General features: G+C 65.9%; 35 protein-coding genes and 1 pseudogene. 16 read left to right on the top strand and 20 right to left on the bottom strand.

Translation table 11 applies throughout. The annotated features are described in order from the left end of the window. The gene (locus CDA09_RS19240) at positions 1-1,569 is read left to right on the top strand and encodes a sensor histidine kinase (RefSeq protein WP_121430117.1); all 1,569 of its coding nucleotides are present in this window, start codon (positions 1-3) and stop codon (positions 1,567-1,569) included. Beyond that, positions 1,566-2,963, top strand: coding sequence for a sigma-54-dependent transcriptional regulator (locus tag CDA09_RS19235; RefSeq protein WP_121430116.1), 1,398 nt, complete (start codon positions 1,566-1,568; stop codon positions 2,961-2,963). Before CDA09_RS19240 ends, CDA09_RS19235 begins: the two co-directional genes overlap by 4 nt. Positions 2,964-3,103: 140 nt before the next feature. On the opposite strand, the gene CDA09_RS19230 is transcribed toward CDA09_RS19235, so the two are convergent. From CDA09_RS19230 to CDA09_RS19190, 9 genes are all read right to left on the bottom strand, one after another. Beyond that, the gene (locus CDA09_RS19230; protein WP_121430115.1) at positions 3,104-3,934 is read right to left on the bottom strand and encodes a hypothetical protein; all 831 of its coding nucleotides are present in this window, start codon (positions 3,932-3,934) and stop codon (positions 3,104-3,106) included. 229 nt (positions 3,935-4,163) lie between these two features. Next, positions 4,164-4,571: a type II toxin-antitoxin system VapC family toxin gene (locus tag CDA09_RS19225; protein WP_121430114.1), complete on the bottom strand. Its 408-nt coding sequence runs from the start codon at positions 4,569-4,571 to the stop codon at positions 4,164-4,166. After that, positions 4,568-4,831: a type II toxin-antitoxin system Phd/YefM family antitoxin gene (locus CDA09_RS19220; RefSeq protein WP_217351263.1), complete on the bottom strand. Its 264-nt coding sequence runs from the start codon at positions 4,829-4,831 to the stop codon at positions 4,568-4,570. Before CDA09_RS19220 ends, CDA09_RS19225 begins: the two co-directional genes overlap by 4 nt. Positions 4,832-4,939: 108 nt before the next feature. Further along, positions 4,940-6,043 (bottom strand): transposase, encoded by a 1,104-nt coding sequence (locus CDA09_RS19215; RefSeq protein ID WP_121430113.1) that lies wholly within the window; start codon positions 6,041-6,043, stop codon positions 4,940-4,942. A gap of 129 nt (positions 6,044-6,172) precedes the next feature. Further along, entirely contained in the window at positions 6,173-6,502 is a 330-nt protein-coding gene (locus tag CDA09_RS19210; RefSeq protein ID WP_121430112.1) for an addiction module antidote protein, read from the bottom strand. Positions 6,503-6,688: 186 nt separating this feature from the next. After that, on the bottom strand, positions 6,689-7,087 hold the full coding sequence (locus tag CDA09_RS19205; protein ID WP_121430111.1) for a type II toxin-antitoxin system VapC family toxin: 399 nt from the start codon (positions 7,085-7,087) through the stop codon (positions 6,689-6,691). Between the two features lie 4 nt (positions 7,088-7,091). Next, positions 7,092-7,337 carry a FitA-like ribbon-helix-helix domain-containing protein gene (locus CDA09_RS19200; protein ID WP_121430110.1) on the bottom strand — a complete coding sequence of 82 codons (246 nt, stop codon included), beginning with the start codon at positions 7,335-7,337 and terminating at the stop codon, positions 7,092-7,094. Between the two features lie 184 nt (positions 7,338-7,521). Next, the gene (locus tag CDA09_RS19195) at positions 7,522-7,848 is read right to left on the bottom strand and encodes a type II toxin-antitoxin system RelE/ParE family toxin (RefSeq protein WP_121430109.1); all 327 of its coding nucleotides are present in this window, start codon (positions 7,846-7,848) and stop codon (positions 7,522-7,524) included. Next, entirely contained in the window at positions 7,848-8,129 is a 282-nt protein-coding gene (locus CDA09_RS19190; protein ID WP_121430947.1) for a type II toxin-antitoxin system ParD family antitoxin, read from the bottom strand. Before CDA09_RS19190 ends, CDA09_RS19195 begins: the two co-directional genes overlap by 1 nt. A gap of 220 nt (positions 8,130-8,349) precedes the next feature. Here CDA09_RS19190 and CDA09_RS19185 point away from each other — a divergent pair. After that, positions 8,350-8,448 (top strand): annotated as a pseudogene (locus CDA09_RS19185) (helix-turn-helix domain-containing protein); the annotation flags it as partial. A 3-nt stretch (positions 8,449-8,451) separates the two neighbouring features. On the opposite strand, the gene CDA09_RS19180 reads toward CDA09_RS19185, so the two are convergent. The 3 genes from CDA09_RS19180 to tapA all read right to left on the bottom strand — a co-directional run bounded on the left by CDA09_RS19180 (position 8,452) and on the right by tapA (position 9,794). Further along, entirely contained in the window at positions 8,452-8,838 is a 387-nt protein-coding gene (locus tag CDA09_RS19180) for a type II toxin-antitoxin system VapC family toxin (RefSeq protein WP_121430108.1), read from the bottom strand. Continuing rightward, positions 8,835-9,068, bottom strand: a complete 234-nt coding sequence (locus CDA09_RS19175) for a type II toxin-antitoxin system Phd/YefM family antitoxin (RefSeq protein ID WP_121430107.1) — start codon at positions 9,066-9,068, stop codon at positions 8,835-8,837. The genes CDA09_RS19180 and CDA09_RS19175 overlap by 4 nt, the downstream gene beginning before the upstream one ends. A gap of 309 nt (positions 9,069-9,377) precedes the next feature. Further along, positions 9,378-9,794, bottom strand: a complete 417-nt coding sequence (tapA, locus tag CDA09_RS19170) for a type IVa pilus major pilin TapA (RefSeq protein ID WP_121430945.1) — start codon at positions 9,792-9,794, stop codon at positions 9,378-9,380. A gap of 334 nt (positions 9,795-10,128) precedes the next feature. Here tapA and CDA09_RS19160 point away from each other — a divergent pair, with 334 nt between their 5' ends. The 4 genes from CDA09_RS19160 (at position 10,129) to CDA09_RS19145 (ending at position 11,434) form a co-directional block, all read left to right on the top strand. Then, the gene (locus tag CDA09_RS19160) at positions 10,129-10,377 is read left to right on the top strand and encodes a type II toxin-antitoxin system Phd/YefM family antitoxin (protein ID WP_121430105.1); all 249 of its coding nucleotides are present in this window, start codon (positions 10,129-10,131) and stop codon (positions 10,375-10,377) included. Beyond that, a complete protein-coding gene (locus CDA09_RS19155) occupies positions 10,374-10,760 on the top strand; it encodes a type II toxin-antitoxin system VapC family toxin (RefSeq protein ID WP_121430104.1) in 387 nt (128 codons plus the stop codon). The genes CDA09_RS19160 and CDA09_RS19155 overlap by 4 nt, the downstream gene beginning before the upstream one ends. A 190-nt stretch (positions 10,761-10,950) precedes the next feature. Beyond that, positions 10,951-11,184, top strand: coding sequence for an RH3 domain-containing protein (locus tag CDA09_RS19150; protein WP_121430103.1), 234 nt, complete (start codon positions 10,951-10,953; stop codon positions 11,182-11,184). Next, positions 11,171-11,434, top strand: a complete 264-nt coding sequence (locus tag CDA09_RS19145; protein ID WP_121430102.1) for a type II toxin-antitoxin system RelE family toxin — start codon at positions 11,171-11,173, stop codon at positions 11,432-11,434. Before CDA09_RS19150 ends, CDA09_RS19145 begins: the two co-directional genes overlap by 14 nt. A 197-nt stretch (positions 11,435-11,631) precedes the next feature. Here CDA09_RS19145 and CDA09_RS19135 read toward each other — a convergent pair whose 3' ends face one another. Next, positions 11,632-11,937 carry a nucleotidyltransferase family protein gene (locus CDA09_RS19135; protein ID WP_286164247.1) on the bottom strand — a complete coding sequence of 102 codons (306 nt, stop codon included), beginning with the start codon at positions 11,935-11,937 and terminating at the stop codon, positions 11,632-11,634. A gap of 235 nt (positions 11,938-12,172) precedes the next feature. On the opposite strand from CDA09_RS19135, the gene CDA09_RS19130 reads away from it, so the two are divergent. From CDA09_RS19130 to CDA09_RS19115, 4 genes are all read left to right on the top strand, one after another. Beyond that, positions 12,173-12,421, top strand: coding sequence for a type II toxin-antitoxin system Phd/YefM family antitoxin (locus CDA09_RS19130; RefSeq protein ID WP_121430101.1), 249 nt, complete (start codon positions 12,173-12,175; stop codon positions 12,419-12,421). Beyond that, entirely contained in the window at positions 12,414-12,827 is a 414-nt protein-coding gene (locus CDA09_RS19125) for a putative toxin-antitoxin system toxin component, PIN family (RefSeq protein WP_121430100.1), read from the top strand. The genes CDA09_RS19130 and CDA09_RS19125 overlap by 8 nt, the downstream gene beginning before the upstream one ends. A 213-nt stretch (positions 12,828-13,040) precedes the next feature. After that, positions 13,041-13,340 (top strand): nucleotidyltransferase domain-containing protein, encoded by a 300-nt coding sequence (locus CDA09_RS19120; RefSeq protein ID WP_164844442.1) that lies wholly within the window; start codon positions 13,041-13,043, stop codon positions 13,338-13,340. Further along, positions 13,337-13,819 (top strand): hypothetical protein, encoded by a 483-nt coding sequence (locus tag CDA09_RS19115; RefSeq protein ID WP_121430099.1) that lies wholly within the window; start codon positions 13,337-13,339, stop codon positions 13,817-13,819. The genes CDA09_RS19120 and CDA09_RS19115 overlap by 4 nt, the downstream gene beginning before the upstream one ends. A gap of 385 nt (positions 13,820-14,204) precedes the next feature. On the opposite strand, the gene CDA09_RS19110 is transcribed toward CDA09_RS19115, so the two are convergent. The 7 genes from CDA09_RS19110 to CDA09_RS19080 all read right to left on the bottom strand — a co-directional run bounded on the left by CDA09_RS19110 (position 14,205) and on the right by CDA09_RS19080 (position 21,946). Further along, positions 14,205-14,480, bottom strand: coding sequence for a type II toxin-antitoxin system RelE/ParE family toxin (locus CDA09_RS19110; protein ID WP_121430098.1), 276 nt, complete (start codon positions 14,478-14,480; stop codon positions 14,205-14,207). Continuing rightward, complete coding sequence (locus CDA09_RS19105; protein ID WP_121430097.1) at positions 14,480-14,749, bottom strand: CopG family ribbon-helix-helix protein; 270 nt, start codon at positions 14,747-14,749, stop codon at positions 14,480-14,482. The genes CDA09_RS19110 and CDA09_RS19105 overlap by 1 nt, the downstream gene beginning before the upstream one ends. 107 nt (positions 14,750-14,856) lie before the next feature. Next, positions 14,857-18,000: an efflux RND transporter permease subunit gene (locus tag CDA09_RS19100; protein WP_121430096.1), complete on the bottom strand. Its 3,144-nt coding sequence runs from the start codon at positions 17,998-18,000 to the stop codon at positions 14,857-14,859. Between the two features lie 13 nt (positions 18,001-18,013). After that, positions 18,014-19,555: an efflux RND transporter periplasmic adaptor subunit gene (locus CDA09_RS19095; RefSeq protein WP_121430095.1), complete on the bottom strand. Its 1,542-nt coding sequence runs from the start codon at positions 19,553-19,555 to the stop codon at positions 18,014-18,016. Continuing rightward, positions 19,552-20,898, bottom strand: coding sequence for a TolC family protein (locus CDA09_RS19090; RefSeq protein WP_121430942.1), 1,347 nt, complete (start codon positions 20,896-20,898; stop codon positions 19,552-19,554). The genes CDA09_RS19095 and CDA09_RS19090 overlap by 4 nt, the downstream gene beginning before the upstream one ends. Before the next feature lie 105 nt (positions 20,899-21,003). Continuing rightward, entirely contained in the window at positions 21,004-21,354 is a 351-nt protein-coding gene (locus CDA09_RS19085) for a copper-binding protein (protein ID WP_121430094.1), read from the bottom strand. Between the two features lie 37 nt (positions 21,355-21,391). After that, a complete protein-coding gene (locus CDA09_RS19080) occupies positions 21,392-21,946 on the bottom strand; it encodes a cupredoxin domain-containing protein (RefSeq protein ID WP_121430093.1) in 555 nt (184 codons plus the stop codon). Positions 21,947-22,096: 150 nt separating this feature from the next. On the opposite strand from CDA09_RS19080, the gene CDA09_RS19075 reads away from it, so the two are divergent. From CDA09_RS19075 to CDA09_RS19055, 5 genes are all read left to right on the top strand, one after another. Then, entirely contained in the window at positions 22,097-22,768 is a 672-nt protein-coding gene (locus tag CDA09_RS19075; RefSeq protein ID WP_121430092.1) for a heavy metal response regulator transcription factor, read from the top strand. Continuing rightward, entirely contained in the window at positions 22,768-24,246 is a 1,479-nt protein-coding gene (locus CDA09_RS19070; protein ID WP_121430091.1) for a heavy metal sensor histidine kinase, read from the top strand. Before CDA09_RS19075 ends, CDA09_RS19070 begins: the two co-directional genes overlap by 1 nt. 15 nt (positions 24,247-24,261) lie before the next feature. After that, positions 24,262-24,723: a DUF411 domain-containing protein gene (locus CDA09_RS19065; protein WP_121430090.1), complete on the top strand. Its 462-nt coding sequence runs from the start codon at positions 24,262-24,264 to the stop codon at positions 24,721-24,723. A 129-nt stretch (positions 24,724-24,852) separates the two neighbouring features. Then, a complete protein-coding gene (locus tag CDA09_RS19060; RefSeq protein WP_121430089.1) occupies positions 24,853-25,560 on the top strand; it encodes an AzlC family ABC transporter permease in 708 nt (235 codons plus the stop codon). Further along, the gene (locus CDA09_RS19055) at positions 25,554-25,880 is read left to right on the top strand and encodes an AzlD domain-containing protein (protein WP_121430088.1); all 327 of its coding nucleotides are present in this window, start codon (positions 25,554-25,556) and stop codon (positions 25,878-25,880) included. Before CDA09_RS19060 ends, CDA09_RS19055 begins: the two co-directional genes overlap by 7 nt. Positions 25,881-25,914: the final 34 nt, after the last annotated feature.

The following is a 25,914-nucleotide window of genomic DNA, read 5'->3' as shown; positions in this document are numbered from 1 at the left end:
ATGCGCGCCGATGCGGACGAGAGACGCAACCTGGCGCGCCGGGGCCCGCTGCGCTACCTGAACCTCTTTCGCCTGATCCTCGCGGGGCTTTTCGTCGTCGCGGGGCTTGAGCTCAACCTCGGCGGGGACGCGCCGAAAGTCTTCAATGCCGCTGCCTTCGCCTATCTCGCCGCCGTGCTGGCGCTGGGTTTTCCCGATGCGGCGCGGCGTTTCGGTATCGATCGCGTCATCACTGCCCAGGCCGTCATCGACATCGCCGTCCTCACGGTGATGATGTGGGCGAGCGGCGGCTATCGCAGCGGCCTGCCGGTGCTGATGATGGTCGTGCTCGCGGGCGCTGGCCTCGTCGCCGAAGGGCGCATGGTGCTGTTCTACGCCGCGCTCGCGACCGTCGCGGTCCTGGCGGAGAACGTCTGGCGCCTGGTCACCGGCGGTCGGTCGGCGGATTTCGTGCAGGTCGCCTTCGTCTGCACGGCCTTTTTCGGCATCGCGATCACGGCGCGCTTTCTCGCACTGCGCGCCAAGGCGAACGAATTTCTCGCGGTGCAGCGCGGCGAGGCGCTCGTCAAGCAGCAGGCGGTCAACGAGCGCATCATCCGCGACATGCAGGACGGCGTGCTGGTGGTCGGGGCCGACGGCATCGTCCGCCAGGCCAATCCGCGCGCGGCCGAACTGCTCGGGCTGATGAGCGTGGACGGCCTGCGCCTGATCGACGTCGATGAGAATTTTGCCGACGTGCCGGTGTGCTGCAGCGGCCCGGAAGGCAGCCTGCGCCGCCTCGGGCCGGGCGGCAAACTGCTGCGCTGCCGGGCGGTGGGGGCGCCGGGCGAAGGCGGCGGACCGGGCGCGGCGGCGTGCGAGACGCTCGTCTATCTGACCGATTTCGAGGAAATCCAGACTCACATCCAGCAGCTCAAGCTCGCCGCGCTGGGGCGCCTCACGGCGAGCATGGCGCACGAGATCCGCAACCCGCTGTCGGCGGTGACGCAGGCCGCGGAACTGCTCACCGAGGAAAAGCGCGGTGACCTGCAGCTGCGCCTCGTGCGCATCATCAACGACAACGCCCGCCGGATCGAACGCATGATCCGGGACGTGCTTGCCCTGGGCCGTCGCGACGAAACCTTGCCCGAGGCGCTGCCGCTGGCGTCCTTCGCTGGCGGCCTGATCGACGAGTTCGCGCTGCGCGGCGGCGCCGAGCGCGCGATTTTTGCGATCGACATTCCCGACGACGTCACTTTCGCGATCGACCGCGCGCACATGCACCAGATCCTCGACAATCTGATCACCAACGCGCGGCGTTACTGCTCCGGCGGTCCCGGTTCGGTGCGCGTGCTCGCCAGCGTCGAGCCAGGCGGACGAACGGCCGTGCATATCAGCGACGACGGCCCCGGCATCGCCGAATCGGATCTCCCGCGCATGTTCGAACCCTTCTTCACGACGCACCCCAAGGGCACCGGGCTGGGCCTCTACATCTCGCGCGAGCTGGCCGAGGCCAACGGCGCGACGCTCGAATTGCGCGACAATGCGCCCGGCGCCCATTTCGTGCTCACCGGACGGAGTCAGCCATGAACACATCCGAACGACGCAGCCGCCCCGCCGGTGTCGACGTCCTCGTCATCGACGACGAGGAAGACATTCGCGAAGTTCTGGAACTCTCGCTGCTGCGCATGGGCCTCGCCTGCGACACCGCCGGGACCGTCGAGGAAGCGCGCCGCCTGCTCGGCGAGAAGACCTACCGCCTGTGCCTCACCGACATGCGCCTGCCCGACGGCGACGGACTCGAGCTCGTCGCGCACATCCAGTCGCACGCGCCCGGCCTGCCGGTCGCGGTGATCACCGCTTTCGGCAGCATCGAGACCGCGATCCGCGCGCTGAAATGCGGCGCCTTCGATTTCGTCACCAAGCCGGTCGAACTCAAGGCCCTGCGCGAACTCGTCAATCACGCCCTGAAACTCCAGGCGCCCAGCGCGCCCGCGCCGGGCAACGGCAACGGCACGCGCCCGCTCATCGGCAACTCGCCTGCCCTCGAACACCTGCGCACCCAGATCGCCAAGCTCGCACGCAACCAGGCGCCGGTCTTCATCCAGGGCGAATCCGGCACCGGCAAGGAAGTCATCGCCCGCCTGATCCACGAGCTCGGCCCGCGCGCCGCCGCGCCCTTCGTGCCGGTGAACTGCGGCGCGATTCCGCCCGAACTCATGGAAAGCGAATTCTTCGGCCACCGCAAGGGCGCCTTCACCGGCGCCGTGTTCGACAAGGACGGCCTCTTCCAGGCCGCGCGCGGCGGCACCCTGTTCCTCGACGAAGTCGCCGACCTGCCGCTGGCGATGCAGGTGAAGCTGCTGCGCGCGATCCAGGAGCGCGCCGTGCGCCCGGTCGGCGCCCACGCCGAGGAATCGGTCGACGTGCGCATCCTCTCGGCCTCGCATCGCGACCTCGCGCAACTGGTCGCCGAAGGCAAGTTCCGCCAGGACCTCTATTTCCGCATCAACGTCATCACCCTGCGCGTGCCGCCACTGCGCGAGCGGCCCGAGGACATCGCCAGCCTCGCCACGCACGTCCTCGCCCGGCTCGCCGAGCGCGACCGCGTGCCGCCGCACCGCCTGTCGCCCGAGGCCACGGCGGCGCTGTCCCGCCATCCCTTTCCGGGCAACGTCCGCGAGCTGGAGAACCTGCTCGAGCGCGCCTGCGCGCTGTGCGACGGCGACGAGATCGGCATCGGCGACATCGACCTCCAGCGCAGCGAGGATGCCGCCAGGCCCCTTCCCGCTTCGCCGTACGGGAGTCCGGCACAGCCGTCGTTCGACGGCGACGAGGATGCCGACGGTGCCACCGACGACGAACGCATCCGGGTCCTGCGCATGCTCGACGACACACGCTGGAACCGTTCGGAGGCCGCGCGGCGCCTGGGGATGACACTCAGGCAGCTGCGCTACCGGCTGCAGAAGTGGGGGATGGAATAGCCGCCTTCATGGTGCCGGGGGCGCCGTAGCGTCCCGACAGGCGGTGGACCGAATCATGGGCGCGCACGTCCGCCCGCAGAGGGTGAGGAGAACGGGTTTCCTGCGCCCCGTTCCCTGTTCCATGTGCGCGCCGCGGCACATCAACGGGTGGGGCGTTCCACTTTTTCGGGCCGCTCGACCCTTTCCGGGCGCTCGATCCTTTCCGGGCGCTCCGGCCGTTCGGGGCGTTCCACACGTTCTGCGCGCTCCACGCGCTCGACCTTCTCGGGACGCGACGGGCGCTCCGCCTTCTCCGCGCGCTCCGCGCGTGCGGCGGCATCACTGTTCCCGCGCTGTTCGGCTTTCTCCGCCTGGCTCGCGCGGTGTTCGGCACGTGCGTCGCTCCTGATCGACTGCGCCACGCGCTCGTTACCCGACTTTATCGCGCTGATGACGCGGCCCAGCTTGAAGCCGTTTTCCTGCGCGATCTTCCCCCAGCCCATGCCGGCAGCGCGCATGGTCAGGATTCCCTGAAAATTGGTTGCCTGCCCGTTGACCACGATCGTTCCGCCCGTGAGGGCGGCCGCAAGCTCCGCGGAGGTCGGCTTGGTGATGCCGGCCTGGGTGAGACTTGCCTGCGCGAGCGCCAACGTGATGAACACGTTACCGTAGCCCATCGGTGCCGTCGGCGTTACGGTAACGGGCCTGCTCTCGGGCGTTGCGGTGCTCCCCGGCTGCAGAACGACCGCGGTGCCGGTGTGCAGGCCCTGGATCAGGGCCAACGCGTCGGTCTGGCTGCCCACGAGCGGGGAAAAATCCTTCGCCATGCTCTCGGCAGCGCGCGTCGGTGCCGCACTGGCGGTCCGGTCGAAAGTGACCGCCGCCTGATTGAGGTCGTTCGAGGCAGACTGTGCCAGCGCGACAGTCGTTGAGCCGCCTAGGGCCACGATCATGAGCGCCGAAAGTGCATGCCGCTTGAGACGAAACATCATGGTGCTTCTCCTTTGCATTTGCCGAGCTCGGCGGGATTAAGAGGCCTCCGGCCGACGATTGATCGTCCGGCCCGCAAACGGGCCTGCCGAGAGGGATTCCGATGATTTCCTAGTGCAATATCATCCGAAAAATCAAAGCTTCATTGCACGTGGGGTAACAAATTTTTATGGTGTCGGCGATTCGCCGGTAGGCTCGGCGCGGGAAGTAAAGGCAAGACCTGACCCGGCGTCAATCGTCAAACGGATTCATCGTCGCTACGCCGGTCGGCGTGAAATGGCGAACGTTGCGGGTGGCGACTGTGAGTCCGTGATACAGGGCCGTCGCCGCAATCAGCAAGTCCGCGCTTTCGTTGCCGATTCTCGCGGACAGCGCACCCCATCGGCGGGCAATCCCGGGAGTGATCGGTAATACGCGATCGGTGTAATAGCGCAGGAGGTCTTCGAGCCAGGTTGTGAGCGTTTCAGCAAATGCCGGATCCGCACGGCGTCGCTTTTCGATCCCTCGTTCGATCTCGCCGATACTTACGACGCTGATGAACAATTCGTCATCCTTGTGCGCTTTCAGCCAATTCACGACTGCGGCGGAGGGCGTGCGCTTGCGCAGTTCCGACAAGATAACGGTATCGAGCAAAATCATTCGAAATCGACATCCCTGAGCGCCACATCGCCGTGCTCGAATGTATCCGCCTCCTGGGGTATCGCCAGCAGATGCGCAACAAACCCCGGTGCGCTGGTTTGCGCATTGCGTATCAATCGCGCATATTCACCTTCGGAAAGTACGACCACGGCCGCCTTGCCGCGGCGCGTGATGTGCTGCGGAGTACCGTGCAATGCGCCCTCGACCACTTGGCTCAAGTGGGTCTTGGCATCCTGCAGCCGCCATTGCCGGTTCATCATAGGCCGCCTATCTGGTCTGTTTAACTGGCTAGATTATGGGCGGCGGAAGTGTCCGGGTCAACGGACGCTGAACCCCGGCGGGGGTTAAAGTCCTGCCTCTTGATGCGGTTACGCTGCCTTGCGTTCAAACATTCCTTTTGCTGCAGCCATTCCCCTGAGGTACTTGACTTGGCGCGCTGCACATAACTGCGTGAGGTTTCCCGGTGCGCCCACTGCACTGCCGAACTGCCGCATCAAGCTCGTCGCGCAGGTGATGAACTGATCCGGCGCGATGCCGAGTCGCTCCAGCAGCCTGGGCGTGTGCCTCGGGATCGCGCCGCGCTTGTCCGGACGAATGCAACGGCCTGCGGTCTCGATAACTTCCAGGTAATCGTCAAACGCAAATGGGATCGCCGCGGACAGTCGGGCCGTGGCATCGAATGGCATCAAGGGCCGTTTCGGGAGCGAGGCCGGTCTTGTCTCGCTGTGTGGCACATCCACTGAATCGGAAGCGTCGGCAGCGGATTCGGGCGAGGAGGGGGAGGCAGACGGCCGGACGGTTGTCGGGAAGCCGGCGGAGGGGGCGCGCGTAAGTTCAGCGATGCGTTCCGCGACGGACGTGAACGCCGAACGTTCCGGCGTATCGGCCATTTGTGCGCGAATGGGATTCAGGTCGACATAGGCCATCGCCGACAGGATGGCTTGCTCGTCCAGCAGCGCTTGACTCTTGAAGCGTCCTTCCCAGAACCGCCCCGTGACGTTGTCTTCGGCGTTGGCCTGTCGCGCGATGGATTCATTGAGCACCCGCATGAACCACGACAGATCCTTCAGCCTCGACCGGTATTTTTCGACGAGTTGGTCGATGACATGCAAGGTGGTTGCGGCCGGTGTGCCGCTGCGGGCTGCCAGAAAGTCTCGCACTGCAGGCGGACCGTCGAAGAGCTGCGTCCAGCGCCGCAGCACCTCGTCGCGGGACCAGTTGGTCGCGCGTTCAGCGTCGACGCGGACGACGAGATGGAAATGATTGCTCATGACCGCATACGCGGCGACATCGATGGCGAAGACTGCGGACAGCTGCCTGATTCGATCAACGATCCAGCCGCGGCGATGCTCGAAGCATCGACCGGTGTAATGGTCCTTGCCGCACAGGAACGCGCGCCGCACGCAGCGTGAGACGATGTGATACCAGGGCGTATCGGCAAGGCAGATGAGAGTGGTGCGCGGGCGAGTCAAGAGAGATACTCCTCCGTGTATGTTGAAAGCATATCACGGAGGGCAAAACAAAGTGGGTGTCCCTTTGTTTTCCCTTGCCTTTGTTTTCCCCGGAGGGGAGGGAGGAAAATTCTGGTTCCCTATTTCCCATCAAGCATGCGCGTGCTTTTCCGGTTCGACAGACAGGCGCAAACCAACCGTCTTGAGGACCGCGAGCAAGGTCTTGAGCGTCGGATTGCCCTTGGGCGATAGGGTGCGATAGAGGGATTCCCGGCTGATGCCGGCTTCCGCCGCCACCGCGCCGAGGCCGCCATAGGCTTCGGCGACGGTTCGCAGTGCCAGCAGGCCAGCGGCCCGATCATCGGGATCATCGAGCGATTCCATCGCCGCTTTCAGGTATTCCACCGCCAGTTCGCGATCGGCGCGCAGTTCGGCGACTTCCGCGTCGTGGTGCGACACCGCGCCTTTGAGTTTGCTCATGTTTGCCTCCGTTTCAGATAGCGGAGAAGTTCGATCACGAATGCTATTATAGCTTATAAGCTACTAGTCGGATAGAAATGAAAACGGGACAAACCTCACGGTTTACCCCGTTTCGCTGGCGGCAAAACAAAGTGGGTGACCCTTTGTTTCGTTACTTCGCTTTGTTTCGGTTTCGTTTCTCCCTGTTCAGGGGAGCAGGTCTTTATCGATCTCGCTGGCGAGCGCCGCAAGTTTCCTGTCTTCGGTGATCAGCTTGCAGTCGTGTCGTCGTGCCAGGATGACGTAGAGCAGATCGTAGAGTGGATGACCATGGCGAACGGCTGCAGACAGGGCCTCGGTCACGAGCTCCTCGTCGGGAAGAAAGCTGTCGACCAGACCGGCAGCCTCTTCGTAGCGTTCCGTCGCGGCGTGCCGGTCCAGGGCTCCGGCGCGCACATACTTCCACAGGGTATTGCCGACCTCGCTGTGGAACAGGCTTGGCGCCAGCACCAGAGAGCTGCGCTCCAGATGCTCGATGATCGCGGCTGCCCGCTCCGTGCGCATGACCAGGTTGACGGCTGCGGATGCGTCCAGGACGACACGCATACGTCTAGCGCTCACGGTCGTCGCGGATCATGGTTTCCGGTGCGGTAAGCGTGTTCGCAACGCCTGTTTCAGCAAGAGTCTGCCGGATGCGCGCGAGGATCTGGGCGCGCCGCGTCTGACGATTTTCGCCGATCACGCTGCGTAGCTCGATCACCGCTTGCTGCGCTAGGCTGCGGTGAGCCCGTTCCGCCCGGAATGCGATCGCCTGATAGATGTCGTCAGGCACGTTGCGGATCTGAAGGGAAGGCATGATGAAATTTCCGGCGGAGGGGTTTCATCATAGTGCATGCGTTTTGATGCGTGCAAGCGGGGCGATTCAATTGCCGGCTCATCATCCTGGTTGCATTGACTGGTCAGTTAAACCGGTCAGATTGTGCCTGGCAGAAGTGGCTGGAGCAACGGACGCTCAGACAGGGAGTGTGGTGATGCGCTAGCTATTTGACATGGCGAACCCAGTCCATGCTGTCGTGCAACACGCGCAGCACATCGATGTAATGATCCTCGGGAATGCGGAATACGATGAGGTGCCGGCCGCGTCGGCCCTGACGTGTCACATGCAGCACACGGATGCCCGGCAGAATGTCTTCGCGCTGTTGGGCCCCGAGTACATCGGGACCATTGAGCAATGCTTCTAACGCCAGAGACAGGGTTTCACCGTAGATTTCTGCCTGCTGGGGGCTGAAGTGCTCCGCCGTCCAAGCCAAAATGGCCGCAATATCCTGCTCGGCCTGACGCGCAAGACGGACCGTCCATCCCGCCATCAGTGCGAAGAGGTGGCTTTCTTACAAATCGCCACGATATGCGCTCGCAGCGAGTCGGCCTCGGTGACGGTCGTATAACGCCCGGCCTCGATATCGGCCACGCCGATGGCGACCGCCTCGCGCAAGGCTTGCAGTCGTGTAGCCTGCTCCTGCTCACGCTGCTGGATCATGCGCAGCCCTTCCCGCAGCACTTCGCTGGCGTTCTGGTAGCGACCGGACGAAACCAACTGTTCGACAAACTGGGCTTGGGGCTCGGTCAGGACGACATTCCGGGTTGGCATGGGGGCTCCAATAAGAGGGTTGGCATAGTTTGCCAATACCTCTAGGAACATTCAAGCTCCAGACAGGGAACCTCACCCCTTCCGCACCAAGACAGACCACTTCCCCATCAAAGTGGGTGTCCCTTTGTTTTTTTCCGCACCAAGACAGACCACTTCCCATCAAAGTGGGTGTCCCTTTGTTTTCTCCTTTGTTTTCTCCTTTGTTTTCTTGCTGCGCATGCTCGACGACACACGCTGGAACCGCTCGGAAGCCGCGCGGCGCCTGGGGATGACGCTCAGGCAGTTGCGTTACCGGCTGCAGAAGTGGGGGATGGAGTAGGGGCTACCAGATCCGTCGAATGCCGAACAACGCGAGTGCCGGGTCGCATGTCACGAGTGGCAGGGATTCAAGTTCGCTTTGCGCCGCAAGCATGCGATCGAACGGATCGCGATGTTCGGCCATGTAACTGCCGGCTTTCAGGCTGTGGAAATGCGTGATCGGCAGATGCTCGAAGCCGTCCGCCGCCACCAGCTCGTCAAAGCGGTGTACCGCATCGGCTGCCTCGTCCAGCTTCCCGAGTCGATGCTTCGTGGCAATTTCCCAGGCGCTTGCGGCGCTGACGACTATCGCGTTGGCTTCGTCCGCAATCGTACTGCGCGCGACGTGCGACAACCGTGGGTCATCGGTGAACCACCACAGCAGCGCGTGCGTGTCGAGAAGGACCCTCATCGCCCGTCCCAGGCGTCAAGCTCGGCGTCCGGCAATGGTTCGAAGAACGCGTCGCCGATTCGCCCGGCCAGGCGCCCCGGTCGCCGCACCGTCGTAGCCGGGGCCAGGGGCATCAGGCGTGCGTACGGCTTTCCCGCTTTGGCGAGAATGATCTCCTGCCCAGCGTGCGCCTGTTCAAGCAGGCGGGAAAAGTGTGTCTTGGCTTCGTGGACGTTTACGACAACGCTCATCTCATGCTCGCTTAAACTAAGTTACATGACTAAGTCTAACATAGTCGTGTGAAGCGATAGGCACAAAGTGGGTGTCCCTTTGTTTCTGCGCGGGCAAGTCAAGAGAGATGCTCCTCCGTGTATGTCGAGAGCATATAACGGAGGGCAAAACAAAGTGGGTGTCCCTTTGTTTGGAGGGGCGCTTGGCTTTCTCTGTCCGGAAGGTGGGTGTTCCCTTGTTTCGTCGGAAAGGCAGAAGGGACCGCCGAGGCGATCCCTTCTTTCATGCGGCGGGAGGCGATTCGCTCTTCCTCCCTAACGCTAGTCAAATCAGCAGATGTTGGCGGCTACACAAGTACCGGTTTTCGCCCAAGTGACCTTACCCGCTGCGAGGGTCGGAGTGAGAATGTACGTTTCTCCCAAAAGTCCATTTACAGGAGCACCCGCTGCTCCCACGGCAGTCGCGGTAATAACGCCATCGGTCGTGGTAATAGAGGAAATATTTCCGGCAGCAGCGACGTTAACGATCTCGTTAGTTCCGCCCGTGCAGCCGACCACTGTAGCTAGATTCTGCGCGCACATCTCGACCGCGGTCTTAATGCCGGATGTACCAATTACGACTTCAGAAAATTTCGCCTTTTTCAGATAGTTCTGGTATGCCGGCAGCGCCACCGCCGCCAAAATACCGATAATCGCCACAACGATCATCAGTTCGATCAGGGTAAAGCCTTGTTGAACCTTTTTCATGATGCGCTCCTTGAAGGAAACCACGGAAAATCCGCTTGGTATCCCCAATGCAACCGCTGTGCCAGCTTTCTGGAAAAGCGCGCATGCCGGGCGCGAAGATCGCGAAACACCCGCAAACACAAAGGGATATCACCGTCGCCGGCCTCGCGGGCCTGACGTCTCCGCTGGCCGCTTCCGTGAAAATTGTCACAATTTGCGTCAAGCCGCGACAGGGGGCGCGAACGCCGCTGTCAAGGTTTGACAATGTCACGCAAACGCTTGAACGGTTCCCCTGATCGCATTGCATTTCGATGTTAGCCAGACTAGACTAGATGTCGCCGTAACGGAGGATTCCATGCAAGCCGTGAACATGCTGCAAGCCAAGTCCACGCTATCCCGCCTGGTGGACGCTATCGAGCAAGGGCGGGAGCGCGAAATCGTGATCGCCCGCAATGGGCGCCCCGCTGCCCGGCTGGTGCCGATCGATGCGGCGCCGGCAGGCAAACGCATCGGCGTGGCGAAAGGCGTGTTCGAGGTGCCGGACAGTATCGACACTCACAACGATGAGGTGGCGCGATTGTTCGTGGGCGGAGTGCAGCCTTGAACCTGCTGCTCGATACGCACGTCGCCCTGTGGGCGATCACGGACAGTCCGAAACTGCCGCAGAAGGCGCGTGACATGATCGTGTCGCCCAGGACGACGATATGGGTGAGTGCCGCAAGCGTATGGGAGATTGCAATCAAACATGCGCTGGGTCGCGGCGATATGCTGGTGTCGGGGCGGGACGCGCTGCGGTATTTCCAGGAATCCGGGTACGGCATCCTTGCCATCGACGCAGAGCACGCGGTTGCGGTCGAGGACTTGCCCGCGCATCACCAGGACCCCTTTGACCGCATCCTGGTGGCGCAGGCCCTGGTGGAGCCGATGCGGTTGATGACTCACGATCCGCTCGTGGCGCTCTACAGCGATACGGTCATCAAGGTTTGACGGATGGCAGGGGAAAATGGGGGCAGACCCCGATATCGCCTCGTCGGGCTGCGACACGTGCCGGCGGCTGAACGTCAAGACATTGACAATGTCGTGCGCTCGTCGGGGATGCGTGCTCCGGGTGCTGCCGTTTGTTTGTAGCTAAAACGTTTTGGCGTTAAGATGCGAAAATCTGTCAGGAGTGGTGGATATGGCTTCGGAACAAGCACGCGCTACGATATACATGGATGCTGCATTGCACAGGGCACTGCGCCTGAAGGCGGCTGCCACGCATCGTTCGATCTCGGACATCGTTGCCGATGCGGTGCGCGAATCGCTGCGCGAGGATGAGGAAGACCTTTCCGCAGTTGCGCAACGCGTCGGCGAACCAACGCTTTCTTATGAGACGTTTCTGGCGCAGTTGAAGGCGGATGGAACGCTTTGAGCTTCGCTTCAAGCGCTCGGTAGCGAAGGACTTGCGGGGAATTCCGCGTGAGGACGTCAGCCGCATCCTGGCGCGCGCCGAACTCCTTCGCGAGAACCCCCGCCCGCCGGACAGTGAAAAGCTTTCGGGCCACGAGTTATACCGCGTGCGGCAGGGAAGCTACCGTATCGTCTATTCCATCGATGATGGAGCGGTGGTGGTCGAAGTGGTCAAGATCGGGCACCGGCGAGATATCTATCGCGTGCTGTGAATTTGCTCGCCGCGGCCGCATGCGTTGGCTCGACTCCGCGAGCGTCTGGAGATTTCGGACCACGGCGTCCTGCACGAGGCGCGACGAACGAAACAAGGCTTCGTCGCCCGACATACTCCGTAATGCGCGAAATGCATTCGAGCATATGGGTCAGGTAGACCCTGTCCGCCTCGGCGCCGGATTTCATTTTCCGCTCTTCACGGCGAGCGCGCCTCTTGCAGCACCCGCGCGCGCATGGCCGGGTGCAGTGCGCCCTGAGTGACGACGTCGACGCGGCGATGGAGCAAATCCTGAGCGTCCATCAATAGTGCTCCCAACGCGAAACCCGAGGTTTCGGGGCCGGGTTCGACGAGCAGATCCACATCGCTGTCGTCGTCCGCATCATCTCGCGCCATCGACCCGAAGACTTTGATGGACCGGAGTCCGTACCGGCGTGCGAGAGCTCGCAATTCTTCGCGATGCGTTTCGATAAGCTGGTGCAGCTTGCTCCCGAATAAATCCACGGAATCGGAACAGTTTAGCAGCGAGCGGGAAGGGATCACACGCAGGTGTCAACTGAGGGCTGAGTGAGGTAGGGCGCCCGCTTCCAGCCCGCGCCGCAGCTCCCGCTGCTTCACTAGCACATAGATCGCCGAAATCAACCCAGCGTCAGCATCGTCGACGACAGACGAAATTGGTGCGCCAAAGGCGTGCCAAAAATTGTACAATAAATACAAATTGTACGTTCAGGAGGCTGTGATGCGGACGGTGACGGCGAGTGAGGCGAAGCAGGGATTGGCAGGCGTGATCGAGATGGCTGCGAGCGAGCCGGTTGTCATCCGCCGGCAGAAGCGGGATGTCGCGGTGGTGATGTCGATGCGGGAATACGAGCGGCTGGTCCGACTTAATGTTGCCGAGTTTCAGCGATTCTGCGATGCAGTGGGGGCTTCGGCGCAGGCGGCGGGGTTAAGCGAGGAGAAGCTCGCCGAGCTGCTGGCCGATGATTGAGGGAGAGTTGTGGGTCGTCGACACGAATGTCCTGATCGGCCGTCTGCTCGCGCCGCGCGGTGTGGCTGCGCAGGCGGTGGATCATGCCCTTGCGCGGGGCATCCTGCTGGTATCGGACGACACCCTGGGTGAACTCGCCGCGGTATTGAGCCGTCCCAAGTTCGACGCCTATGTGTCCCGCGAAGACAGGCAGCGTTTCGTCGCCCTGCTGGGAGGGGTTGCGCGCAGGATTCCGGTCGCGCGGCGGATTCAGGCCTGCCGGGACCCGAAGGACGACAAGTTTCTCGACGTCGCTCTGAGTGGCGGCGCGCGCGCGATCATCACCGGCGACGGCGACTTGCTTGCGCTGCACCCGTTTCACGGTGTCGATATTGTGACGCCTGCTGCGTTTCTGATGTGGCCCTGAGCCGAACAGGCTAAACGCAGAAAATGGCGCAGGAAATGGGGTCAGACCCCTATTTCGATCGCCCGCGCCCGCCGCGCCTGTCCGGAACAATTCGCCGCGGCCCTTGCGCTGGTGCCGAATGAGAAAAATGGGGGCGGACTCCGACTCCCGTCGAGGCAGGAGACCCGACGCCATATAGAATGAAGCGGGACAGGTTTCCACAGGGCGAACCCCATGAGACTCAGCACGGAGCAAGCGACGGTGATCCGGCAGACGGCCGCCGAGGTCTTCGGCGACGAGGTGGACGTATGGTTGTTCGGTTCGCGTGTGGACGACAGCAAGAGAGGCGGGGATATCGATCTGCTGTTGTCGCCGGTGAGGCTGGACGCGCAGCAACAGTTACTGTGCAAGATCCGCTTTCTTTCGCGCCTCGAGCGGCGCCTTGGCGAGCGCAAGGTTGATGTCGTTATCGAGGCGCCGGGCGATACACGTCCGATTGTCCGGATTGCGCATCAAACCGGAGTCCGGTTATGACTCTGTCCCCCGAGTTGTTGGCTCTTCAGCAGACTCTCGACAATTGTCGACTGCATGAGACGGGCTTGCGCGATGCGCTGGATGATCTGGCCTTGCGTGCGTTGTGCGCTGCCGATCTTGCATCGCTCGGAAAGGACGATCGCCGCCTCCTCGATCAGTTCGCCTATCGCTATTTGCGGCTGCAGGATGACATGGGCGCGCGACTGATGCCGGCGGTGCTGCGTGCGCTGGGTGAGGAGGTTGCGTCGATGGCGGCGTTCGATCGTTTTGCGAGGCTGGAGCAGTTGGGTTGGCTTCCCTCGGCTGAGGAGTGGTCCGATCTTAGGCGTGTGCGGAACGAGTTCGCCCATGACTATCCGTCAACCGTTGACGAGCGTTTTGCGCGCCTGCAACTTGCCATCGCGTCGGCGCAGCGTGCGCTGCAGATCTGGACCGGCTTTCAGGACAAGGTGCGGACCCGCTGGCCGGGTTCGTGTTGAAATGGGGGCCCGCTTCGGCCGCGTGGGAAACGTTGATGCGCAGGGCCTCGGCTAGCAGTGCTTCCGGGAGTGAAACGTTTGCGGGCTTGCGCGGTGTGCCTGATGTTGGTGGGGGGGATTTTGAGCATGAAAACCTCCATCCTGAATGCTTGTTCTTATATTGGTTTGGATGTGCATTGAAGGTAAGGTATGCGTGTCGTGCACCTCGTGGACGAGGCGACAACCGATGCTGCGAAGCTTTATCTTGTAGCGACTTGATCATCCTTGTCATCGCGATCGGAAAGCGGGGCCGGTATGCGGTTCATCGGGCCGCGGACAAGCGCTGATCAGAGGCGCGAGCGGTCCTGCCGCTTTTGCCTGTGTTTTCCTGCGCCCTGCTTGCTACCTACCGGTCTTCGCGCGTATGCCAGAGCCGCAGCACGTAAAGCGTGGCTTCCCGGATCTCGTAGCGCATTTCGTAGTGCCCGACAAGGATGCGGCGGACTTCGCGCGGTGCGAATTCGTCGAGCCGTTCGCCGATGCGCGGGTTCGCCACGAGGCTGGCCGGTGCAGACGTGAGCGACTGGATGGTACGCGCCGCGGCGGTTCGATTAACCGGCGCGAGAAACTCGTACAGCCGCGCCAGATCCGACAGCGCCTTGTTCGTCCATTTCAGTTCCATCAGCGCGGCAACGGTAACGGGGTGTCGGTTTCCAGGCTGTCGGCCCATGCCTGCACGGCCTGGTGGTCGATGACGCACGCGCCATCAACGTCCGCCAGGGCCTCGCGGGTCAGGCGGCTGCGTTCTTCTTCCTGATCAATCCACGCAGCCAGCGCCTGCTTCATGATCCAGCCGCGTGAGCGTTCAAGGCGCGCGGCCATCAGGTCGACCTTCTCGGCAAGAGGGCGCGGCACATGGGCGGTTAGAACTTTGGTTTCTGTCTGTGCCATGACACATCTCCTGAGATGTTGGTAATCAAAGCCGATGGTTCATATCCGATGAAATCATAGTGATTCAAAATGATTGACTCAAGTGAATAATAGGCGGGGAAATGGAGTCAGCCCCCGATTTCCAACCCCCGCTTCAGCCGCCATTCCTTCACCAGCGCATAGATCGCCGGAATCACGCCCAGCGTCAGCACCGTCGATGACAGCATGCCCCCGACCATCGGCGCGGCAATGCGGCTCATGACTTCGCTGCCGGTGCCGCTGCCCCACATGATGGGGAGCAGGCCGGCGATGATGGCGACTACCGTCATCATCTTGGGGCGCACGCGTTCGACGGCGCCTTCCATGATGGCGTGGTAGAGGTCGGCGGCGTCGGGCTGGCGGCCTTCGGCGAGGCGCCGGGCGCGGATGGCTTCCCAGGCGTGGTCGAGGTAGATCAGCATGACGACGCCGGTTTCGGCGGCGACGCCGGCGAGCGCGATGAAGCCGACGCCGACGGCGACGCTCATGTTGTAGCCGAGCCACCACATCAGCCAGATGCCGCCGACGAGCGCGAAGGGGACCGAGAGCATGACGATCAGCGTTTCGGTGAGGCGGCGGAAGTTGAGGTAGAGCAGCACGAAGATGATCGCGAGCGTGAGGGGGACGACGACGGCGAGCTTTTCCTTGGCGCGTTCCATGAACTCGAACTGGCCGCTCCAGGTGGCGTAGTAGCCGGGCGGGAAGTCGACCTTCGCGGCGACGGCGCGGCGGGCGTCGGCGACGTAGGAGCCGATGTCGCGGTCGCGGATGTCTACATATACATAGGCCGTCAGCAGCGCGTTTTCGGTGCGGATCGCGGGGGCGCCCTTGGCGAGCGTGACCTTGGCGAGCTGGCCGAGCGGCAGGTTGCCGCCGCCGCCGGGCAGCGGCACGAAGACTTCTGCGGCGATGCGGCGCGGGTCGTCGCGCAGGTCGCGCGGGTAGCGCACGGCGACGGTGTAGCGCTCGAGGCCTTCGACGGTGGTCGTCACCGGGTCGCCACCGAGCGCGGTGGCGACGACCATCTGGAAGTCGTCGACGGTGATGCCGTAGCGCGCGAGCTGGCTGCGGTCGGGGGTGATGTCGAGGTAGAAGCCGCCGGTGACGCGCTCGGCGTAGGCGCTGGTGGTGCCGGGGACGTCGCGCACGACCGCTTCGACTTCGCGCGCGAGGCGCTCGATGGTGGCGAGGTCCTTGCCGAAGACCTTGACGCCGATGGGCGTGCGGATGCCGGTCGAGAGCATGTCGAGGCGCGCCTTGATCGGCATGGTCCAGGAGTTGGCGACGCCGGGGAACTTGAGCGCGGCGTCCATCTCGGCGATGAGCTTGTGGGTGGTCATGCCGGGGCGCCATTCGGACTCGGGCTTGAGGTTGACGACGGTCTCGAACATCTCGAGCGGCGCGGGGTCGGTGGCGCTGTTGGCGCGGCCGGCCTTGCCGTAGACCGATTCGACCTCGGGGAAGGTCTTGATGATGCGGTCGGTGGTCTGCAGGAGTTCGCCGGCCTTGGTCACCGACATGCCGGGGAGGGATGCCGGCATGTAGAGCAGCGTGCCTTCGTTGAGCGTGGGCATGAACTCGGAGCCGATGCGGCTTGCCGGGTAGAGGGTGATCGCCATCGAGACGGCGGCGGCGATCAGCGTGAGCCAGCGGTGGCGCATGACCCACGCGATGATCGGGCGGTAGAGCCAGATCAGCACGCGGTTCACCGGGTTCTTCGCCTCGGGCATGATGCGGCCGCGGATGAAGAGCATCATCAGCACCGGCACCAGCGTCACCGACAAGAGTGCCGCGCCTGCCATCGCGAAGGTCTTGGTGAAGGCGAGCGGCGAGAACATGCGGCCTTCCTGGCCTTCGAGCGTGAATACGGGCAGGAAGGAGACGGTGATGATCAGGAGCGAGAAGAACAGCGCCGGGCCGACTTCCTTGCACGCGCGGATCATCGTCTCGGCGCGTGCGGACTGCGGGGCGTCGCCGGGGAGGTGTTCGAGGCGCTTGTGGACGTTCTCGATCATCACGATGGCGGCGTCGACCATCGCGCCGATGGCGATCGCGATGCCGCCCAGGCTCATGATGTTGGAGCCGAGCCCGAGCGCGCGCATCGCGATGAAGGCGACGAGGATGCCGATCGGCAGCGTGATGATCGCGACCAGGGCGCTGCGCACGTGCATCAGGAAGATGACGCAAACCGCGGCGACGATCAGGCTTTCCTCGAGCAGCGTGCCCTTGAGCGTCTCGATCGCGCGTTCGATCAGCGCGGAGCGGTCGTAGACGGGGACGATGGAGGTAGCTTCGGGCAGGCCGGAGGCGATCTCGGCCATCTTGGCCTTGACGTTGGCGATGACGTCGAGCGCGTTCTGGCCGAAGCGCGCCATGACGATGCCGGAGGCGACTTCGCCTTCGCCGTTGAGCTCGGCGATGCCGCGGCGCTCGGCGGGGACCATCTCGACGCGCGCGACGTCGCGCACGAGCACCGGGGTGCCGCCTTCACTCTTCAGCACGAGCCGGGCGATGTCTTCGGCGTTGCGCAGGTAGCCGCGGCCGCGCACCATGTATTCGGTCTCGGCCAGTTCGACGACGCGCCCGCCGACGTCGCGGTTCGACGCGCGGATGACCTGCGCGACGCGGTCGAGCGGGATGCCGTAGCTCGCGAGCCGGTGCGGGTCGACCGTGACCTGGTATTCGCGCACGAAACCGCCCAGGCTCGCGACTTCGGCGACGCCGTGGGCCTTGGTGAGCTGGTAGCGCACGTACCAGTCCTGCAGGCTGCGCAGGTCGGCGAGCGAGCGGTCCTTGCCGGTCAGCGCATATTGGTACACCCAGCCGACGCCGGTCGCGTCCGGGCCGATCTGCGGCGCGACGCCGGCGGGCATCCGCCCCGCTGCCGACGAGAGGTATTCGAGCACGCGCGAGCGCGCCCAGTAGATGTCGGTGCCGTCCTCGAAGATCACGTACACGTAGGACGCGCCGAACATCGAGAAGCCGCGCACGACCTTGGCCTTGGGCACGGCCAGCAGCGCGGTCGTGAGCGGGTAGGTGACCTGGTCCTCGACGACCTGCGGCGCCTGGCCGGGGTAGTCGGCGTAGACGATCACCTGCACGTCGGAGAGGTCGGGCAGCGCGTCGACCGGGGTGTGCTTCAGCGCATAGGCGCCCGCGGCGCTGACGAACAGCGTCGCGAGCAGCACGAGGAAGACGTTGCGCGCGGACCAGTCGATGAGGCGATTCAACATGCCCGTGCCCCCCTCAGTGCCCGGTGTGGCCGGTGGGCGCGGCGGCTTCGATGCGCGTGACCGCGAATTCGCCCGGCGCGCGCTGTTCGAACTGGAAGCGGATCGCGCTGCCGGGGGCGATGTGCTTGCCGACCTCGGGCGACGCGAGGGCGAACTCCATCGTCATAGGCGGCCACTTCAGCGCGGGGATGGCGCCGTGCGTGATGCTGACCGAGCCGGCGGAGAGGTCGATGGCGTCGAGCGTGCCTTCGGCGGCGTAGTTCGCCGCGGCGCCGGCGGGAGCGTCCTTGCCGGCGGTAAAGCTCGCGAGCGCTGCGCGCAGGTTGCTTTCGGCGTCGATCAGGAAGTTTGCCGAGACGACGACGCGCTCACCCGCGGTGACGCCGTCGAGGATCTCGATGTGCTCGCTGCCGCGCCGGCCGACCTTGACGGCCTTGGGCAGGAAACGGCCTTCGTCCTGCGCGACGAGCACGACCTGGCGCTCGCCGCTGTCGATCAGCGCCGAGGTCGGCACGGTCAGCGTCGGTGCGGCTGCGCCGGTGTTCACGTCGGCGTGGGCGAAGAGGCCGGGGCGCAGCAGGCCGTCGGGGTTCGCCAGTTCGAGGCGGATCGGCGTCGTGCGCGTCGCGGCGTCGAGGGTCGGGTAGAGGTAGGCGACCTTGGCGTCGAAGCTGCGGCCGGGAAAGGCGTCGAGCGTGACGACCGCATGCTGCCCGGGTTTCACGCGCGCGAGGTCGCGTTCGTAGACGTCCGCGAGGATCCACACGGTGGAGAGGTCGGCGATGCGGTAGAGTGCGTCGCCGGGCATGAAGCGCATGCCTTCGACGGCCTTTTTCTCCATCACGACGCCGTTGGCGGGCGCGGTGAAGGTGAGCCGACCGCTGCCGGATTTCGCGCCTTCGGGCAGCTTCATCTGCCAGTTCGACACGCGCGCGCGGGTGGCGTCGGCGAGGCGCTTGGCGGATTCCGCGGCGGACGGGTCGCTGCTTGCGTCCTGCTGCAGGCGTTCGGCGATGCGAAGTTCGGAGCCGGCGGAGACGAGTTCCGGGCTATACACGGTGAATAGCGCCTGGCCGCGGCGCACCGGGTCGCCGCTGGCGTTCACATGCAGGCGCTCGATCCAGCCTTCGAAGCGCGGCGCCACGTCGACGATGCTGCGTTCGTTGATGGCGACGCGCCCGACCGCGCGCACCGGCTCGTCGAGCGTGCGCAGCTCGGCGGCGGCGGTGCGCACGCCCAGCGTCTGCAGGCGCGCGGGGCTCACCGTGACGGCGCCGGTATCGTCCGGGCCGGCGTCCTCGCCGTCGTACACCGGGAGGTAGTCCATGCCCATCGAGTCTTTCTTCGGCACCGGCGAGGTGTCGGGCAGGCCCATCGGGTTGCGGTAGTAGAGGATCTTCTTGCCGCCCGGGGCGGCGGCGGGGCTCGCTTCGGCGGGGGCGCCGGAGGCGGCGGGGGCGGCGTGGTCCGCGTTGCGGGTGCCGGCGAAGTAGCCGGCGGCAAGCGCGACGGCGACCGCGAGCGTGGTGAGGGTGAGGCGTGTGGCGGTGGTCACGGGGCGTCTCCGACCAGTTTCTCGATTTCGAACAGGGCCGTGCGGGCTTCGATCTCGGCCTGCAGCAGGCTCGTGCGGGCGTCGACGAGCTGGCGCTCGGCTTCGAGCACGGCGTCGAAGTCGACGCGGCCGGTCTCGAAGGCGGCGCGGGTGGCGTCGCGCGCGGCTTGCGCCTGCGGCAGCAGCGTGCCGCGGATCAGGCGCCGGCTTTCCTGCGCGCTGGTGAAGGTCGCCCAGGCGCTGCCGAGCTCGCCGTCGAGGCGCGAGGCGGTCGCCTCGCGGCGGGCGTCGGCGGCGGCGAGCATCTGCGTCGCCTCGCGCTCGCGCGCGCGCCGTGCCGATTGCTGCAGCGGGATCATGACCTCGAACATCACGTCCCAGGTCTGGTTCTCGCCGCGCTGGCGGTTGTTCGTCAGGCCGACCGAGTAGTCGGGGTAGCGGTCGGCGAAGGTGCGCTCACGTTCGAGCCGTGCGGCTTCGATGCCGCGTTCGTCGGCCGCGATCCCGGGATTCGCGGCGCGGGCGCGGGCGATCAGCGCCGGGAGGTCGAGCGCCGAGGGCAGCGCGGCGGGCTCGGCCGGCGCGGCGAGCGGGGCGTCGGGCGAGCGCGCGAGGATGCCGTTGAGGGCGGCCGCGGCGCCGCGCCGGCGCTGTTCGATGCCGACCTGCGCGATGCGCTGGCTGGTGATCTCGCGCTGGGCGCGCAGCACCGCCTGCTGCGGGACGAGGCCCTGGCGGTAGCGCGCGAGGGTCGCGTCCTCGAGTCCGCCGAGGAGCGCGAGGGATTCGCGTGCGAGCGCGGCTTCGCGGTCGGCGGCGTAGTAGCGCAGCCACGCGTTCTTGACCGCCGAGGCGAGGTCGAGCCAGGCCGCATCCAGCCCGGCGGCGGCCTGCTCGGCCTTGGCGGCCGCGGTGCGCGTCTGCAGGTCGCGCTTGCCCCAGCCGGGGAGCTGCTGAATGATGCGGTAGCGGGTCTCGCCGACGCGTCCCGGGACGAGCGTGGTGCCGCCGCCGCGCCTCTGGTTGGTGAAGTCCATCAGCTCGACCTGGACGTTCGGGTCGGGCAGGGCGCCGGCGGAGTCCGTGCGTTCGCGTGCGGCCGCGGTTTCGGCGCGCTGGGCGGCGAGGCCGGGGTTGCTGGCGCGGGCGTGTTCGAGCAGGCCGGCGATGTCGGCGCCGAGGGCGGGCGCGGAGGTCGCCGCAGGGGTTGCGATGGGGAAACTCCGGGGCAGCGGCCCGGGGGCGTCCTGTGCGCGGGCGGTGGCGCCTGAAAAGGTGAGCGCCGCAGTGAGGACGGTGGCGCACAGGTGCCGCGGTCCGGTCCTCGTCAAGGACGAAGTCATCATCTGGACTCCGCTAAAGGGGTGTTGTTTTTGCCGGCATCGGTTCGCGTGGAAGCCGGGGACAGCGGGCGGCCTCGCGAACGCCGGTGTCCGCGAGGCCGGGGCTCACTTCAGCACTTCCAGCCGCTTGACGCTGAACGCGCCGTCGGCGCGCTCGGCGACGAAGCGGATCTTGTCGCCGGCCTTGACCTGGTCCAGCATCGCCGGGTCGCCCGCACGGAAGGCCATCGTCATGCCGGGCATGCCCAGGTTTTCGAGCGGGCCGTGAGCGATGGTGATCTTGCCGGCGGCCTTGTCGACCTTGCGCACCGTGCCTTCCGTCGGCGCGGCCGGTTTCGTCGAGGCGTCGGCCATCATGGGCATGCCGTGGCTACCGTGTGCATCGTGCGTGTTCTGTGCGAAAACCGTCGGCGCGGCGAGGAGGGCGGCAGCGATCAGGAAGGGCTTGAGGGTCATGATGTCGTTCTCGTGCGTGGTTCGTGGGGCGGGAGCGTCAGCCGGCTTTGGCGTGGTTCTTCGCGCGTTGGGCGCGGGCGACGGGCTTGACGTCGACCGTGCCGACCATGCCGGCATCGAAATGGCCGGCGATCAGGCAGGCGAACTCGAACGGGCCGGGGCGGTTGAAGGTCCACACGATCTCGGCCGTGCCGCCGGGCGGCACGTGCGCCATCCAGGGGGCGTCGTGCTCCATGTCGGGAAACTTCTTCATCAGTTCGGCGTGCTCGACCAGGGTCTTGCGCGTGCCCAGCACCAGTTCGTGCAGCGTCGCGCCGTCGTTGTGCGCGACCACGCGCACCGTTTCGCCTTCGCGCACCTCGATGCGGTCCGGCGTGAAGCGCATGCGGTCGTCCATGCGGATCGTGATCGTGCGTGCAGCGTCGCGGCGCAGGCCGGCGATACCCCAGTCCTGCTGCTCGCGCACGGCGGATTCGTCGGTCTTCGCCGCGTGCGTGGCGGTTCCATGGGCGCCGGCAGTGAGCGGCAGCGTGGCGGTCGCCGCGGCGAGCAGCAGTCCGGTCAAGGGGGCGAGAAAGCGGGGTGTCGGCATCACGGGTCCGGGATGGTGTGTTTGTCGAGATGATGGGGAGGCTTCGGCGACGCGAGGCTGACGCGAAGATTACATCTTTGTAATCATGAGCGCGGGGCCGGGGCGGGGAGGCACAATGCGCCGCAAGTGCAGGAACGGAAGGAGCCGGAAGTGAAGATCCTGATCGTCGAGGACGAGATCAAGACGGGCGACTATCTCCGCCAGGGGCTGGCCGAGGCGGGCTTCGTCGTCGACCTCGCGCGCGACGGGATGGACGGCCTGCACCTCGCGCTGACCGGCGACTACGATCTCGTCATCCTCGACGTGATGCTGCCGGGCCTCGACGGCTGGAGCGTGCTGCAGACGGTGCGCCGTGCGGGACGCGAGATGCCGGTGCTGTTCCTGACCGCGCGCGATCAGGTCGAGGACCGCGTGCGCGGGCTGGAGCTGGGCGCGGACGACTACCTCGTGAAGCCCTTCGCCTTCTCCGAACTGCTGGCGCGCGTGCGCACGCTGCTCAGGCGGGGCAAGACCAAGGAGCCGGAGCTGCTGCATGCGGCCGACCTGGAACTCGACCTGCTGCGCCGGCGCGTGACGCGGGCGGGCCTGCGCATCGACCTGACCGCCAAGGAGTTCGGGCTGCTGGAACTGCTGCTGCGCCGTCAGGGCGAGGTGCTGCCGCGCTCGCTGATCGCCTCCCAGGTCTGGGACATGAACTTCGACAGCGACACCAACGTGATCGAGGTCGCGGTGCGGCGCCTGCGCGCCAAGGTCGATGAGCCCTTCGAGCCCAAGCTGATCCGCACCGTGCGCGGCATGGGTTACGTGCTCGAGGCGCCCTGATGCCGAGACTGTCGCTCACGCTGCGGCTCACGCTGCTCTTTGCCGCGCTCTTTGCGGCGGTGCTGCTGGGGCTCGGCGCCTATATCCTGGCGTCGGTCGAGCGCCATTTCGAGGAGGGCGATGTCGTCGAACTGCACGGCAAGCTGGAGCTCGCACGTGCGGTGCTCGCGCAGGTGCGCGACGAGGAGGACTTCGCGAACGTCGCGCAGCAGCTCGACACGGCGCTCGTCGGCCATCACAGCCTGTCGATCGCGGTGGTGCGCGACGCGGGACGGGGCGAGATCCTCTTCGCGTCGTCGGGGGCCGGTTACCCGGCGCCGATCGTGGAGGAGGCGCCTGCCGGTTCCGGCGATTTTCCGCCGGCGCGCACCTGGGAGCAGGGCGGGCGCATCTACCGCGGCGTGGTGGCGAACGCCGCGACGGGCATCGCGGGAGCACCGCCGGCGCGGGTCGTCGTGTCGATGGACATCGATCATCACCGCGCCTTCATGCGCGACTTCGAGCGCTCGCTGTGGCTCGCGGTGGCGCTCGCGATCGTCGCGACCGGGCTGCTCGGCGCGTTTGCCGCGCGTGGCGGACTCGCGCCGCTGCGCAAGATGGCGGAGGTCGCGCGCGGCGTGTCGGCGCAGCGCCTCACGGCGCGCATCGATACGCGCAGCCTGCCGGTCGAGCTCGAATCGCTGGCGGGCGAGCTCAACGCGATGATGGCGCGTCTGGAGGACGGTTTTCGCCGGCTGAGCGAGTTCTCGTCGGACATCGCGCACGAACTGCGTACGCCGGTGAGCAACCTGATGACGCAGACCGAGGTCGCGCTCGGGCGCGCGCGCAATGCCGACGAGTACCGCGAGATCCTGCTGTCGAACCTGGAGGAATACGAGCGGCTCGCGCGCATGATCGCCGACATGCTCTTCCTCGCACAGGCGGACAACGGCCTGCTGCCGCGCCCGGCCGAGACGCTGTCGCTCGCCGGCGAGGCGCGTGCGCTCGCGGAGTTCTACGAGGCGTTGGCGGAAGAGAAGGGCCTGCGGCTCGAAGTGGGCGGCGACGCAGCGGTGCGGGGCGACCGGCTCATGCTGCGGCGCGCGGTGTCCAACCTGCTGTCGAACGCGCTGCGCCACTCCGCCGCGGGCGGCGTCGTGCGCATAGCGATCGACACGGCCGCGGGCGAGGCGCGCCTCGCGGTGAGCAACCCGGGAGAGACGATCCCGCCCGAGCATCTCGCGCGCATCTTCGACCGCTTCCACCGCGTCAGCCCGGCGCGCACCCGCCAGGGTGACGGCGCCGGCCTCGGGCTCGCGATCACGCGCTCCATCGCCGAAGCGCACGGCGGCCGCGTCGGCGTCGAGTCGGCCGGCGGCCTCACCACTTTCACGCTCTACCTGCCGCTCGCATCCGCCGACGCGCGAGCGGCAACCCCCGGCCCGGGGCGCGCGGAACCTCAACCGCCGGCCGCCGGCCAAACGTCCACAACCGTCTGAAGTCCGAGGAAAACCATGAAGCCGCACTCCCCCTCCCGTCGTCCCTTCGCGATGATCGCCACGCTGGCGCTCGCTGCCGCTTTCGCCGCGCCCGCGCTTGCGGCCGGCGAGGAGGTCGTCATGCACAAGGATCCCAACTGCGGCTGCTGCGGCAAGTGGGCCGAACACATGCGCTCGGCGGGTTTCGTCGTGAAGGAGATCAGGGACCCCGACATGGGCGCGGTGAAGCGCGCGGCAGGTGTGCCGCAGGCGCTGGGTTCGTGCCACACGGCCAAGGTCGGCGGTTATGTCATCGAGGGCCACGTGCCGGCCGCCGACGTGAAGCGCCTGCTGGCGGAGAAGCCCAAGGTCGCCGGCATCTCGGCGCCCGGCATGCCGCAGGGATCGCCGGGAATGGAAGGTCCGTTCCCGGCCGATCGCTACGACGTCGTGAGCTTCACCGCGGACGGCAAGACCAAGGTCTTCGCCAGCCATTGAGCACCCGCGACGAGGGCGCCCCGGAGAGCCGGGGCGCCGGATGAGGCGCTGAGGGGAGAACCGCATGCCGGCACGGTGATCGTGCTGGTATGCTAGGGCGCTTTTTCCGCTTCAGGTCAAAGCGTCCTCATGAACGAATCCTTCAAGCGCGGCGCCCGCGAGGGTTTCCGCCTGATGCTGCCGATGTCGGTCGGCCTCCTGCCGTGGGCGATCGTCACGGGGGTGGCGATGCGCTCGACGGGCCTGTCGGCGGTCGAGTCGCTGGGCATGAACCTGATCGTCTATGCGGGCACGGCCCAGCTTGGCACGCTGCCGCTGATCGCCGCCGGCGCGCCGCTGTGGCTGATCTTCGTCACCGCGCTGGTGCTCAACCTGCGCTTCGTGATCTTCAGCGCGGCGCTGGCGCCGGCGTTCCACGGTGCCTCATGGTCGCAGCGCGTGCTGTCGGGCTATCTGCTCGTCGATGTCCTGTTCGTGCTGTGCGCGGACCGGCTGCAGCGTAGCGACGATCCGCACTGGCGCTGGGGGTTCTACATTGCGCCGGCGGCGCTGTGCTGGAGCGTGTGGCAGCTCGGCGGACTCGCCGGCGTGCTCGGAGCGGAGGTGTTCCCGAAGGACTGGTCGCTCGAGTTCATGACGACGATCGCGCTGATGGTGATGCTGGTGCCGATGGTGCGGCAGCGCGCGATGCTCGTCGCGGCGCTCGTCGGCGGCCTGGGGGCCGTCCTGCTGCGCGGGTTGCCGCTCCGGCTCGGCGTCATCGCCGGAGTCGCGCTGGGCATCGCGGCCGGCTTCCTGGCCGAACACTGGACGGAGAAGCGGAGACGGGCATGGTAGACGGCATCTGGCTGTGGCTGACGCTGCTGGCGATCGGCTCGACGACCATCCTCACGCGCGGCAGCTTCGTGATCGGCGGCGAAGGCGCGCGCCTGCCGCCGGCACTGCAGCGGGCGCTGCGCTACGCGCCGGCCGCGGCGCTGTCCGCGCTGATCATGCCGGACCTGCTCCTCGATGCAGGCGCGTTCGACCCCGCGAATCCCAAGCTCGCAGCCGGGATCGTCGTCGCGCTCGCGGCGCTGCGCTCGCGCAATCCCTGGCTGCCCTTCATCGCCGGCATGGGCGTGCTGCTCGTGCTGCGCAAGGGGTTGGGCTGGTAGGCGAGGTCCGGGCGCCGGCCGGTCGTTGCCGCGG

The sequence above is a fragment of the Azoarcus sp. DN11 genome, assembly GCF_003628555.1.
Taxonomy (GTDB): domain Bacteria; phylum Pseudomonadota; class Gammaproteobacteria; order Burkholderiales; family Rhodocyclaceae; genus Aromatoleum.
Note: the sequence above shows the minus strand (reverse complement) of the source record. Positions and strands in the feature narration are given on the sequence as shown.